Below are 12,545 nucleotides of genomic sequence, written 5' to 3' on the forward strand. Positions count from 1 at the left end.
GCGGGCGGGCCCGCAGTATCCGCAGGTCAGTCGGGGGTGCCGCGGCGGGCTCGGGGGGTGGCGGTTCGTCCGCTGCGCGCCGTCGCGGCACCGGTCCGGCGTGCGGCGGCCGGCGCCATCGCCGCGTCCGCCTGCACCTGTGTCACCACCTCGCAGAGGTCGCGCAACGGGTCCACCGCCTGGGCCGAGCAGGCGACCTTCTGAAGCAGTGACCGCAGCGTCGCCGACTCGGTCGAGGTGAGCGCCCCCAGCAGGTGCGCCTCGACCTGCCGCAGTGCCAACCGTCGCTGTTCCCAGGCGGCACGGCCGGCGTCGGTGACTTCGATCAGCCGGTTGCGCCGGTCGGCCGGGTCCGCGCGCCGGGCGACGAACCCGGGCCGCTCCAGGTCGTCGATCAGGTACGTGAGGACGGTGCGGTCGATGCCGATCTCCTCGGCGATCGCGCCCTGGTTTCGGGCCGGCCCGTTGCTGGCCGCGGTGAGCAGTTGGTAGCCGCGCGGGCCACCGGGGAAGTCGGCGAGCGTGTGCTCGGCCGCCCGGACGTAGCCGCGGAAGACGATGCCCAGCATCCAGCCCAGGTCGTCGTCGAGCGGATCGGGCCGGTCCGGCCGGTGATAGGCACCCGTCATCCCCCGACAATACCGCAGTGCCACAGACCTTGTTGGCAGAAGATGTTCTGCGTGACATAAGGTTAAGGCCGCGACGCATCGTCCGAGGCGTCGGGAAATCGGGAGGCTCGCAGATGAGCGACTACGGCCACGACCTGGTCTTCGGCTCCTTCGTCACGCCCAGCGCTGACAATCCGGACCGTACGGTCGGTGTCGCCGTCCTGGCCGAGCAGGTCGGGTTGGACCTGGTCACCTTTCAGGATCATCCGTACCAGCCGGCTTTCCTCGACACCTGGACGCTGCTGAGCTTCGTGGCGGCCCGCACCAACCGGGTGCACCTGTCGGCGAACGTGACGAACCTGCCACTGCGCCCGCCGGCGGTGCTCGCCCGCAGTGTGGCCAGCCTGGACCTGCTCAGCGGTGGCCGGGTCGGCCTCGGCCTCGGGGCGGGGGCCTTCTGGGATGCCATCGAGGCGATGGGTGGCCGGCGGCTGACTCCCGGCCAGGGCGTACGAGCGCTGGAGGAGGCCATCGAGGTCGTCCGTCAGCTCTGGGACGTCGAGACGCGCGGCGGAGTGCGGGTCGACGGCGAGTTCCACCGGGTGATGGGCGCCAAGCGTGGTCCCGCTCCCGCCCACGCGGTGCCGATCTGGCTGGGTGCGTACAAGCCCCGGATGCTCCAGCTCACCGGTCGTCGGGCCGACGGTTGGCTGCCCACCCTCGGCTACCTCCAGCCCGGCGACCTGACCAGGGGCAACGCGATCATCGACGACGCGGCGCAGCAGGCCGGCAGGTCCCCGCGGGACGTACGTCGGCTGCTCAACATCGCCGGAGAGTTCTCGACCGTCGGGCGCGGCCCGCTGAACGGGCCCGCCGAGCAGTGGGCCGAGGAACTGGCCGAGCTGGCACTGGAGGAGGGCGTCGGCACCTTCATCCTGGGCAGCGACGACCCCGACGACCTGCGCCGCTTCGCCGGCGAGGTGGCCCCCGCCGTCCGCGAGCTGGTCGCCGCGGAACGTGACCGAGGCGCGGCTCCGGAGCGTGAGCCGGAGCCGGTCGCTGCGCCGCCGGTCCGGGCGAGCCGCGCCACCGCGACCGGTGGCGCGTTCGCCGTGGTGCCCACCCCTGACGACGGTGTACGGCGAAGCGAGCAGCAGGTGTGGGACGAGTCGACCCGGCCGACCGGGCCCGCGCCCGACCCGCAGCGCACCTACACCCTGCAGGAGCAGGCCACCGGCGCTCACCTCGTGCAGATCCACGACGGCCTGCGTGCCGAGCTGGCCCAGATTCACGACCTGATCGAGCAGGTGGCGGCCGGTGAGATCGACGCCGGCGCGGCCCGGTCCCACATCAACACGATGACCATGAGGCAGAACCGGTGGACCCTCGGGGTCTACTGCGAGTCGTACTGCCGCATCGTCACCACCCACCACACGATCGAGGACCAGTCGTTCTTCCCCAGGTTGCGGGCACGTGACCCCCGACTCGGCCCGGTGGTCGACCGGCTGGAGCAGGAGCACCACGTCATCCACGACGTGCTGGAGGGTGTCGACCGGGCACTGGTCGCGTACGTCGGGTCTCCGGACGGCCTCGCCGAGCTGCGCGCCGCGGTGGACCTGCTGACCGACGCCCTCCTGTCGCACCTCAGCTACGAGGAACGGGAGCTGGTCGAGCCGTTGGCGCGGTTGGGCATCGCCTGATCAACGCGCCGCGGCGGCGGCTCGGGGTTGCCCCGATCCAATTTGAGAGACTACTCTCGAAACATGTCTCTCAAGAATCCGTACGGGGATTTCGAGATCAGCGAGCCGCAGGCGCTGCGGGCACTGGCCCACCCGGTCCGGCTGGCGATCCTGGAGCACCTCCAGCGGCACGGCCCGGCCACGGCCACCGGGCTCTCGCCGCACGTCGGCGCCACACCGTCGGTGGTCAGCTGGCACCTGCGGCACCTCGCGACGTTCGGCCTGGTCCTCGACTGGGACGGTGCCACCAGCAAGCGGGAACGCTGGTGGCAGGCGGCAGCCCGCGGCTTCCGCTTCACGATGCCGGAGGGCACCGAGGGGCAGTCCGCCAGCCAGCAGCTCCGCGGCGAGATGTTCGCCCGCAACGCCGACGCACCCCAGCAGTGGCTGCTGCACGAGGAGCCCCGACTGGACCCCGAGTGGCGCGCGCTGGCCGGCATCGCCGACACCCGGTTCGTGGCCACCGCCGACGAGCTGCGGCAACTGGAGAAGTCCATTGAAGAGCTGATCGCCCCGTACGTGCGGCGCAAGAACGACTCGGCCCCGCCCGACGCGCGGATCGTCCGGATGCTGCGCTACCTGCTGCCGGAGCCGGGAGACGAAGCTTCGGCCGAGCCCGCCGACGGCCCGGCCGCGTCATGACCGCCACCGACGCCCCCGCCGACAGCGGAGCCCTGCCAGCCCTGCACCGTGACCGGCGGTTCCGCACCTTCTGGATCAGCGAGACGATCTCCAACTTCGGCGATCGGATCAGCGAACTGGCCCTACCGCTGATCGCCGTCACCCTGCTCACCGCCACACCCGTGCAGGTCAGCGTCCTCACCGCGCTGATCTGGCTGCCCAACCTGCTGGGCCTGTTCCTGGGCGCCTGGGTGGACCGGCGCACCCACAGGCGACGACTGCTGATCATCGCGGATCTGCTCCGCGCCGCGGTGCTGCTCAGCCTGCCGGTGGCCTATCTGTTCGACGCGATCACCCTTACCCAGCTCTACCTGGTGGCACTGCTCACCGGCTTCGGAGCGGTGCTCTTCGCCATGGCACGTCAGGCGTTCTTCGTCGGCCTGGTGCCGAGATCGGCGTACGTGGACGCGAACAGCAAGATGAGCATGAGCCGGTCGCTCTCCTTCATCGCCGGTCCGGCTGTCGGCGGTGGGCTGGTCCAGGCGCTCAGCGCGCCGGTCGCGATCGTCGCCGACGCGGTCAGCTTCCTCGGCTCCGCGCTGCTGCTCAGCCGCATCCCGGTGACCGAGCCACCGCCGGCACCGCGTCGGACGTCCACTCTGGGCATGGTCCGCGAAGGGCTCGTGCTGGTACTGCGGCACCCGGTGCTACGGGCCGCCCTCGGCTGCACCAGCACCGTCAACTTCTTCACCTTCATCGCCGGTGCGCTGCTGGTGCTCTACGCCAGCCGCGAACTCGACCTGTCGGCGGGCGCGATCGGCATCGCCCTCGGCTTCGGAGCGATCGGCGGATTTGCCGGCGCGGCGCTCGCACCGAGGGTCTCCCGCGCCATCGGTCTGGGCCGAACCGCAATGATCGGCGCGATGCTCTTCCCCGCGCCGCTGGCGCTGACCGCGCTGGTGTCCGGACCCACCTGGACGAAGGTGGCCATGCTGGCGGCCATCGAGCTGGTCTCCAGCGTCGGGGTGATGCTGATGGACGTGAACCTCAACGCCCTCCTCATCGCCGTGACCCCCGACGACGCGCTGGGACGGCGAGCCGGTGCCTACAGTGCCGTCAACTACGGCATCCGGCCACTCGGCGCGCTGGTCGGCGGGGCGTTGGGCACCACCATCGGGCTGCGGCCCACCCTGGCCATCGCCGGCCTGGGCGGCGTGCTCGCCGTGCTGTGGTTGCTCGCGTCGCCGGTGCGCCACATCCAGACCCTGGATTCGGCCTGAGGGCTGCGGCAACGCTCGATGGTGCCGTCGTCAGCGGCTCGGTTCGCCCTGGCCTGGGCCGCAGGCCAGCGAAGGTCAGCCGGCCTCCGCCAACAGAATCCGGGCCAGCTCCGTGGGCTGGGAGAACATCGGCCAGTGGCCAGTGGCCATGGTGACCAGTCGCCACTGGTCGCTGGTCAGCAGTTTCGCCACAGTGTCGTTGGGCTCAGGCCCGTCGAGCAGACACTTGACGTACGTCGCCGGCAGCTCACCCAACGGCCGGGTCAGCACGGCCGGCTCGGTCAGGGTGGCCCCCGGATGCGGCGTGCAACCCTCGATCAGCCTGGCGACCTGCTCGTCGGTGAGACCCTGACCGTCGAAGTCGGCTGCGCCGAGCGGAGCCCAGTAGCCGTTGTTGTCGGCGATCTGCGCCTCGAAGGCCGCCTGGCCCTGCCACCAGCCGGAGGCGAACGACCCACCGTCGACAGGCACCTCGGCGTCCACGAAGACCACCCGGCTCAACCGGTCGCCGATCCGCTCGGCGGCCTGACCCACCGGAATGCCCGAGTAGCTGTGCCCCACCAGCACCACGTCGTGCAGGTCGCCGCGCTCGATCTCGTCGACGATGTCCTGCACGTGGGTCTGCTGCCCGGCGGGCACGCCCTGCTTCTCGGCGAGGCCGGAGAGGGTCAACGCGTGGGTGCCGTGGCCGGCCGCCCGAAGTGGTGCCACCACCTCGTCCCATGCCGAGGATCCCAGCCACGCCCCTGCCACCAACACGAAATCAGCCATGGCCGGGAGCGTAACGCCGACCTGCGACAGGTCGGCGGGTCACGACCAGGTGCGGGCCTCGGCCGCGAACACCTCCGGCGGACTCGCCACCGGAAGCACACAGAGCAGGTGGCCACCGGGCGCCCGCAGGATCCGGCACTCCAGCCACCGCGACACCTCGGTGGCACCCAGAGCCATCAACCGTCCGGTCTCGGCCGGCACATCGTCGGTCTCGATGTCGAGGTGGAAGCGCGGCGCGTCGTCGACCGCCTGGACCGCGGTGACCAGCCCCGGCAGCGCCTCGTCCAGGCCGACGAACTGCGGCTCGGCCGGAACGGCCCGGGTGCCGACACCGAGCGCCGCCGACCAGAACTCCGCAGCCTGGGCGGCCTCCGCCTCGGGAGCATCGATCAGCAGCGCGTACACACGGCTTCGGTGCATGCCGGCCAGGATATCGAGAATGTCGATGTGTTGCGCGACGCGATGCGTGACACCTGCACGACGGCGACCGCGCGGGCTCACCCGGAGGCATCGAGGTGGGCCGCGATCTGCCTCGGCAGCGGATGGGAGCCACGAAGCGACCGGCGGCCACCGCCGGCAGCGCGATCTCCGGTGGGTACGCCTGGTACCCGGTGATCGTGTCTGTCGAGTTTCTACTCAGGCCGGGGTTTCCCGGTGCGAACCGGCGGCTGCCGGACCGGGCACTCAGGGGTGGTCCCGGGCGGGTGGCCCGGCCTCGACCGGTATCCGGTAGATCTGCACCGGGTAGTCGACGGCCGAGACCCCGCCGTTGAGCCCGGCGGTCAGGTGCAGCTGGGCCGCCGGCATCCAGAGCCGCGCGTCGGCGTCGAGCCACATCGCGTCCACCCAGGCCAGCCGGGGGTCGGCGACGAGCGTCCGCACGCTGCGGTCGGGTGCGAGGACGAGGACGCGCCGCCGTTCCAGATCGCTGAGGAAGATGGTGCCGGTGGCGTCGATGGCAGTGCCACCGGTGCTGGGAGTGTCACACCAGCGTTCGACAGTCCGGGCCAGCTCGCCGGCGGACACCGACGGGTCGTCCAACCAGCGGGTGGCGATCCGGGACATTCCGCCCGAGGCCGGCTGGTAGTAGAGCCAGCAGCCGTCCGGCGACACCTCCAACTGGTCCACGTGCAGGCGTACCTCGGCGCCGTCCGGGTCACGCAGCGCTCGACCGTCGGCGACCACCGGGCCGCCCACCGTGCTCGGATGCCCGTCCAGCACCCGTCTCGACCGACCCGAGTCGAGGTCGAGCACGATGAGGCCGGCCGCCCCGGCGTCGCTGAAATACGCCACCCGTCCGTTGAATCGGACGTCGTCGACGTAGCTGCCCGGGTGCACCGCTTCATCGAGGTGGTAGACCCGCTCGACCTTGTCGTCGTCCGGGTCGACAGCAATCAGCCGAGCACCGCCCGGCACCTGCGCGCCGCCAATCCGCGGCGAACCCGAGTCGACGATCCACAACCGGCCATCCGGGCCGACGCGCAACCCGTTGACGTGCACGAACGCCGCACTCGGCGACTGGTTGGCACTGTTCCACGCGGCGTCGGGGTAGGGGACACGACGGCCGTCCGGCAGCGCCTCCACCACCTGCACGCCGGGCCGGTCCGCCGACGGGTAGCTCAGGAACACCCGCCCGCGCACCGTGGTCACGCCCGTGCACACCCGGTCCTCCTGGAACACCGGCGTCAACCGGTGATCCTCCTCGGTGGGCAGCGACGACATGGACCTGCTCCTCACCCGCCCGGGGCGCCTCGGTTTCGGCCGGTGACCGACGGCTACTGCCATCCGGCGCGGTATCCCCGGAGCGTGCCGGCCGAAACCGCCGGTCGCAGGACACCGCCGGCGCTGAGCCGGCGAGAGGGTGCCAGCGGCGCTCAGCCGGTCGGCGGTGCCGGGGGGCCGATCCGGGCGGCGAGCCGCTTGGGGGCCATGACGAGGTAGCTCTCGGTGAGCAACTCACCCACTTCCTCCCAGTCGGTGTTCTCGTGCAGGACCATGCCCATCACGTTCGGACTCCAGTCCGGTTTGTAGAAGGGGTGCCCGGTGGCGAGGAGCCCGGCGATCTCGTCGAGTGGCGACCGGAAGGTCAGCAGGCAGGCGGGCTGGTCGAGTGCGGCGGCCCGTGCGTGCACCGGTTGGCGATCGGGGTCGACGGTGAGCACGTGGGCGATGGTCCGCTTGCGAATCCGCCAGCGGATGCCGACCCAGGCGGGCTCCTCGTAGGTCTCCGGCAGCCCGAGACAGATCGGCCGCAGCCGGTCGAGGACCTCGGGCGGGACGTCTCCAGGTGCGCTCACGGGCACCGACGCTAGCCGGTCGGTGTGACAAGTTCCGCTCGTCGAAGCCCGCCCGGGCCGGTGGTGCGCGCCCTGTGGATCCGCCAGGATGGGCGGGGCGACAGTGGGCCGTCGCCCGGCCCGACCCGCCCCCGTGCCCGCTGAGGAGTGCCGTGCCGTCCACCCTGCTCTCCCGCCGTGACCTCGACTTCCTGCTGCACGAGTGGTTGCGGGTGTCCGAGCTCGTCGAGCGGCCCCGATACGCCGAGCACTCCCGGGAGACCTTCGACGACGCCCTCGATCTCGCCGAGCGGGTGGCCACCGAGCAGTTCGCCCCGCACAACCGCGCCGCCGACCTGGCCGAGCCCACCTTCGACGGGCAGCGGGTGCGGCTGATCCCGCAGGTCCGTGCGGCGTTGGACAGCTTCGCCGAGACGGGCCTGCTCACTGCCGGGCTGGACGCCGCTGTCGGTGGCCTGCAACTGCCGCACGCCGTCGCGGCGGCGTGCTTCACCTGGTTCCAGGCCGCAAACGTGGCCACCTCCGCGTACCCGTTCCTCACCCTGGGCAATGCCAACCTGCTGCTGGCCCACGGCAGCCCCGAGCAGGTGGACACCTACGTGCGGCCCATGCTGGACGGCCGGTTCTTCGGCACCATGTGCCTGTCCGAGCCGCACGCCGGCAGTTCGCTGGCCGACATCACCACCCGCGCCGAGCCGCAGGCGGACGGCACGTACCGGCTCTTCGGCACCAAGATGTGGATCTCCGGCGGCGACCACGAGCTGGCCGAGAACATCGTCCACCTGGTGCTGGCGCGCATCCCGGGCGCGCCGCCCGGCGTCAAGGGCATCTCGCTGTTCATCGTGCCGAAGGTGCTGGTCGGCTCGGACGGGTCGCTCGGCGAGCGTAACGACGTGGCGTTGGCCGGGCTCAACCACAAGATGGGATTCCGGGGCACCACGAACACCCTGCTCAGCTTCGGCGACGGCGCGCACACCCCGGCCGGCCGCGCCGGAGCCGTCGGTCACCTGGTCGGTGCGCCGCATCAGGGTCTGGCGCAGATGTTCCACATGATGAACGAGGCCCGGATCGGGGTCGGGGCGGGCGCCACCGCGCTGGGTTACACCGGCTACCTCAAGAGCCTGGCGTACGCGAAGGAAAGGCCGCAGGGCCGGCCGGTCGGCGCGAAGGACCCGGCCGCCGCGCAGGTGCCGATCATCGACCACCCTGACGTCCGACGGATGCTGCTGGCCCAGAAGAGCTACGTGGAGGGTGCGCTGGCGCTGGTGCTCTACTGCGCGCGGTTGCTCGACGAGCAGAAGACCGCACCGGCCGAGGCCGACCGCGTGCGCGCGCACCTGCTGCTGGACGTGCTCACCCCGATCACCAAGAGTTGGCCGTCGCAGTGGTGTCTCGCCGCCAACGACCTCGCGATCCAGGTGCTCGGGGGTGCCGGTTACACCCGCGACCACGATGTGGAGCAGCACTACCGGGACAACCGGCTCAACCCGATCCACGAGGGCACCCACGGCATCCAGGCATTGGACCTGCTGGGACGAAAAATGATCATGCAGGGCGGCGCTGGTCTCGCCCTGCTGACCACGACGATCGGTGACACGCTCGAGCGGGCCCGCAAGGTCGGGGGAGAGGCGTCCGAGCTGGCGGACCGGCTGGCCGCCGCGGCGGACCGGATCACTGCTGTCACCCGCCGACTGTGGGCCGACGGTGACCCGGTGCTCGCACTGGCCAACGCCAGCGCCTACCTGGAGGCCGTCGGGCACGTGGTGATCGCGTGGATGTGGTTGGAGCAGGTGCTGGCGCTGCCGGCGGAGGGCGCCGGCGACGCGTTCCACGCCGGCAAGCGGCAAGCCGCCCGCTACTTCTTCGCAGTCGAGTTGCCCCGGACCGGCCCGCAGTTCGACCTGCTGGAGAACATGGACCGAACCACGCTGGACATGCGCCCGGACTGGTTCTGACCGGCCCCGCCGCCGGTCACCGGCGGCGGGACTGGTGACTCATGGCCTGCCGCCCCTTGACGACGCCCCAGACGATCACGATCACCAGCGCGATCACACCAATGATGATCAGCCAGCGGACCGCCTCGAGAACCAACCCGAGCAGGATCAGCACGCCGGCGACCACGCCGACAACCCAGAGCAGCGCACGCATGTCGACCTCCCGTAACCGGCCGCGCCTGGTGCGGCCGGCCCCGGCTTCTCGTTCCCCGTCCGGCCGACACCATGCGCGCGCGGCACACCGAAGTCGATCAGGAGCCGGTACGCGCCACGTAGACGGTGTTCGCCGACTCCCCGCCGGTCAGCGGATTGGCGAACGGCACGACATGCGCGCGTACGCTCGCGAACACCTCGGTGAGCGCGGCGGTGAACCCGGCGTCCGGCGGGTCGTCCGACCAGAGCGCGAAGACGCCCTCGGGGCGCAGCAGGGCGGCCAGACGACGCAACCCGGCCGGCGGGTAGAACGCCGCGTGGCTCGGGTGCAGGACGTTGCGCGGGGAGTGGTCGACGTCGAGCAGCACCGCGTCGAACCGCCGGCCGGGCACCTCTGGGTCGAAGCCGGTGTCACCGGCCACCGCCGCGAAGAAGTCGGCCTGCACGAAGCGGGTCCGCGGGTCCTCGGCGAGCCCCGCCGCGAACGGCAACAGCCCTCGTTGGTGCCAGTCGATCACGTCCTCGATCGCCTCCACCACGAACAGTGAGCGCACCCGGGGGTCGCCCAGCGCCGCGCAGGCGGTGTAGCCCAACCCGAGACCGCCCACCACCACGTCGAGCGAGTCACCGGCCACCTCGGCGAGACCGAGCCGGGCCAGCTCGATCTCCGCGACCGGGAAGAGGCTGGACATCAGGTACTCGTCGTCGAGCTTGACCTCGTAGACCTCGACCTGGAGTGCCGGGTCCCGGCGTCGGCGCAGGCTGATCGCGCCGATCGGGGTCTCCCGCCAGGCCAGCTCTTCGAAACGCGCGCCCACGGATGCCCTCTCGCCGCCGGATTCGTCCACGGATGGTACCGGTTGCCCCGCGACGGGCGGCCGCGCAGGGTCCACGGGACATCGACGCAGCGCATATCCTGTGCCCGGCCGATCCACCGGAGGGGACTCATGCCGTCGCGGCAGGACCAGCTGCACTCCTACCAGTTCAGCGTCCAGCGGGCGGTCGCCGCCCTGGTCATGCGGGAGACCGACCCCGCGCAGTCGCCGTTTCGGCGGCTGGCCGGCGCCGGCCTGGCCAGCGTCCTGGTCGCGGCGATCGGGCTCGGTGGTTTCGCCCTCTACGGCCTGTTCGCCGGTGGCGGCAAGGGATGGCGCGACCCGGGCGCGGTGATCGTGGAGAAGGAGTCCGGCGCCCGGTTCGTCTACCGCGAGCAGAAGCTGCACCCGGTGCTCAACTACGCCTCCGCGCTGCTCATCGTCGGTGCGGAGCGCTCGAAGACCGTCCTGGTGTCCCGACGCACGATCGACGGAGTGCCGCGCGGGCTGCCGTTGGGCATCGCCGACGCACCCGACTCGCTGCCCGCCCCGGGCCGGCTGGCCGCCACGGCCTGGACGGTCTGCTCGACGGTCCCGGCCGGTGCGGGCGTCGAGGCGCCCCGCTCGGCGTTGCTGATCGGCACCGAGCCCGACGGCGGTCGGCAGTTGGGCGACGACGCGCTGCTGCTGCGCCACCCCGACGGTGGGCTGCACCTGGTCTGGCACCAGCGCCGCTACCTCGTCCGTGATCCCAGCCGGGTGCTGGCGGCGCTCGCCACCACCCGCGCCCAGGCGGTCCGGGTGGCGCCGGCACTGCTCAACTCGCTGCCCGCCGGCACCGACCTCGCCCCACTCGACCTGCCCGCGCTGGGCCGGCCCTCCACCCGGGTGCCGGGTGCGGCGATCGGCACTGTCTACCTGGTGAGCAACTCCGGTGGCGGCCGGCAGCACGCGGTGGCGCTCGACGCCGGCCTGGCCGGCATCACCGAGTTGCAGGCGGGGTTGTTGCTGGCCCGCACCGGGCAGGTCGAGCCGGTGCCGATGACGTTGGGTCGGTTCGCCGCGCTGCCCACGGTGCCTGATCTCGCCCCAACCGGTCCGAACGCCCCACCACCGGCCCCGCCCCGGCTCGCGGTCGGCGACGGCGGGGCGCTCTGCACCCGCATCGGCGACGACGGCGGGGTTGGTGAGGTGCGCTGGGGCGTACCGCTGCGGGACCTGACGGCCGTGCCTCGCACCTCGCCGACCGGCGGCGCGGTGCTGGCCGACCACGTGGTGGTGGAGCCAGGCCGCGGCGCTGTGGTCGAGGCCGCCGCGGCGCCCGGCGCGACCGGCGGCGCGGTCTCCGTTGTCACCGACCTGGGCCGACGGTACGTGCTGGCCGACCGCGAGGTGCTCCCGATGCTCGGCTACCGCGACGTGCGGCCGGTGCGGCTACCGGCCGGGCTGGTCAGCCTGGTGCCTGCCGGCGCCACCCTCGACCCGGCCGCCGCCCGCGCCGTCGCCGCCGGCGACTGAGGGCGACCCGGCCCTGCGGCGTGCCGGCGGTGATCAAGAGGTTCGCGTCAGAATGTGGCGCGAGCCCGACGCACACCTCTTGATCACCCGCGGAGCAGCGCGCGGCAGACGGTGCTCAGTCGGCCGGGCGGCGCAGGATGCTTACCGCGAACGGCGCGTCGTCACGCCACGGGCGCAGGTCCCAGGTGGCGAAGCGCTGCTCCACCCGCAGGCCGGCGGCGACCGCGTCGGCGTCGAACGCGGTCAGCGGGTAGCCGCGCTCGGTGCCGAAGCCCACGGTGAGCACCCCGTCGGGCCGCAGGTGCATCGCGACCCGGCGCAGCACCTCCGGTTCGGTGCCGACGGCGACGAAGGCGAGCACGTTGCCGGCCAGCACCGCCGCGTCGAACGGCTCGGCCTCACCCAGCGCCGGTAGATCCAGTTCGGCGAGGTCGGCGACCAGCCACGTCGGGCCGGGATAATCGGCGCGAGCGGCATCCACCAGCGCGGGATCGGCATCCACCCCGACCACCGTGTGACCCCGCTCGGCCAGCGCGGCGCCGACGCGGCCGGTGCCACTGCCGGCGTCGAGAATGCGGGAGCCGGGCGCGACGAGGGCGTCCACCAGTCGGGCCTCGCCGGCCAGGTCAGCGCCCTCGGCCGCGAGCTTCCGGAACCGGTCGATATACCACTGTGAGTGCTCGGGACCGGTGTCGGTCGCCCAGCGGGTCGGGTTGGCCATGAGGCCACCGTATCCGGGCCGGTGGCGG

At 72.1% G+C, this 12,545-nt stretch carries 13 protein-coding genes; 5 read left to right on the forward strand and 8 right to left on the reverse strand.

All coding sequences use genetic code 11. The annotated features are described in order from the left end of the window. Window positions 1-26 precede the first annotated feature (26 nt). Complete coding sequence (locus AB0B94_RS13845) at window positions 27-629, reverse strand: MarR family winged helix-turn-helix transcriptional regulator (RefSeq protein ID WP_357276527.1); 603 nt, start codon at window positions 627-629, stop codon at window positions 27-29. Between the two features lie 113 nt (window positions 630-742). Here AB0B94_RS13845 and AB0B94_RS13850 point away from each other — a divergent pair, with 113 nt between their 5' ends. The 3 genes from AB0B94_RS13850 to AB0B94_RS13860 all read left to right on the forward strand — a co-directional run bounded on the left by AB0B94_RS13850 (window position 743) and on the right by AB0B94_RS13860 (window position 4,248). Further along, window positions 743-2,308, forward strand: coding sequence for an LLM class flavin-dependent oxidoreductase (locus AB0B94_RS13850; RefSeq protein ID WP_357276531.1), 1,566 nt, complete (start codon window positions 743-745; stop codon window positions 2,306-2,308). A 63-nt stretch (window positions 2,309-2,371) separates the two neighbouring features. After that, window positions 2,372-2,989 (forward strand): helix-turn-helix domain-containing protein, encoded by a 618-nt coding sequence (locus AB0B94_RS13855; protein ID WP_357276536.1) that lies wholly within the window; start codon window positions 2,372-2,374, stop codon window positions 2,987-2,989. Further along, window positions 2,986-4,248, forward strand: a complete 1,263-nt coding sequence (locus AB0B94_RS13860; protein WP_357276543.1) for an MFS transporter — start codon at window positions 2,986-2,988, stop codon at window positions 4,246-4,248. The genes AB0B94_RS13855 and AB0B94_RS13860 overlap by 4 nt, the downstream gene beginning before the upstream one ends. Window positions 4,249-4,323: 75 nt before the next feature. Here the strand turns inward: AB0B94_RS13860 and AB0B94_RS13865 are convergent, their stop codons facing one another. The 4 genes from AB0B94_RS13865 to AB0B94_RS13880 form a co-directional block, all read right to left on the reverse strand. Beyond that, on the reverse strand, window positions 4,324-5,019 hold the full coding sequence (locus AB0B94_RS13865) for an alpha/beta hydrolase (protein ID WP_357276549.1): 696 nt from the start codon (window positions 5,017-5,019) through the stop codon (window positions 4,324-4,326). Window positions 5,020-5,058: 39 nt separating this feature from the next. Further along, window positions 5,059-5,439 (reverse strand): VOC family protein, encoded by a 381-nt coding sequence (locus AB0B94_RS13870; RefSeq protein WP_357276554.1) that lies wholly within the window; start codon window positions 5,437-5,439, stop codon window positions 5,059-5,061. Window positions 5,440-5,703: 264 nt separating this feature from the next. Then, on the reverse strand, window positions 5,704-6,741 hold the full coding sequence (locus AB0B94_RS13875; RefSeq protein WP_357276560.1) for an L-dopachrome tautomerase-related protein: 1,038 nt from the start codon (window positions 6,739-6,741) through the stop codon (window positions 5,704-5,706). Window positions 6,742-6,893: 152 nt separating this feature from the next. After that, window positions 6,894-7,316, reverse strand: a complete 423-nt coding sequence (locus tag AB0B94_RS13880) for an MmcQ/YjbR family DNA-binding protein (RefSeq protein WP_357276565.1) — start codon at window positions 7,314-7,316, stop codon at window positions 6,894-6,896. A gap of 152 nt (window positions 7,317-7,468) precedes the next feature. Here AB0B94_RS13880 and AB0B94_RS13885 point away from each other — a divergent pair, with 152 nt between their 5' ends. Beyond that, window positions 7,469-9,271 carry an acyl-CoA dehydrogenase gene (locus AB0B94_RS13885; RefSeq protein ID WP_357276570.1) on the forward strand — a complete coding sequence of 601 codons (1,803 nt, stop codon included), beginning with the start codon at window positions 7,469-7,471 and terminating at the stop codon, window positions 9,269-9,271. Between the two features lie 16 nt (window positions 9,272-9,287). On the opposite strand, the gene AB0B94_RS13890 is transcribed toward AB0B94_RS13885, so the two are convergent. Beyond that, window positions 9,288-9,464 (reverse strand): hypothetical protein, encoded by a 177-nt coding sequence (locus AB0B94_RS13890; protein ID WP_357276573.1) that lies wholly within the window; start codon window positions 9,462-9,464, stop codon window positions 9,288-9,290. A 97-nt stretch (window positions 9,465-9,561) separates the two neighbouring features. Continuing rightward, window positions 9,562-10,281, reverse strand: a complete 720-nt coding sequence (locus tag AB0B94_RS13895) for a spermidine synthase (RefSeq protein WP_357276578.1) — start codon at window positions 10,279-10,281, stop codon at window positions 9,562-9,564. 129 nt (window positions 10,282-10,410) lie between these two features. Here AB0B94_RS13895 and eccB point away from each other — a divergent pair, with 129 nt between their 5' ends. After that, the gene (eccB, locus tag AB0B94_RS13900) at window positions 10,411-11,796 is read left to right on the forward strand and encodes a type VII secretion protein EccB (protein ID WP_357276586.1); all 1,386 of its coding nucleotides are present in this window, start codon (window positions 10,411-10,413) and stop codon (window positions 11,794-11,796) included. Between the two features lie 115 nt (window positions 11,797-11,911). Here the strand turns inward: eccB and AB0B94_RS13905 are convergent, their stop codons facing one another. Then, entirely contained in the window at window positions 11,912-12,517 is a 606-nt protein-coding gene (locus AB0B94_RS13905) for a class I SAM-dependent methyltransferase (RefSeq protein ID WP_357276591.1), read from the reverse strand. Between the last annotated feature and the right edge of the window lie 28 nt (window positions 12,518-12,545).

Origin of the sequence: Micromonospora sp. NPDC048986 (assembly GCF_040649335.1) — a bacterium.
Lineage (GTDB): Bacteria > Actinomycetota > Actinomycetes > Mycobacteriales > Micromonosporaceae > Micromonospora > Micromonospora alfalfae.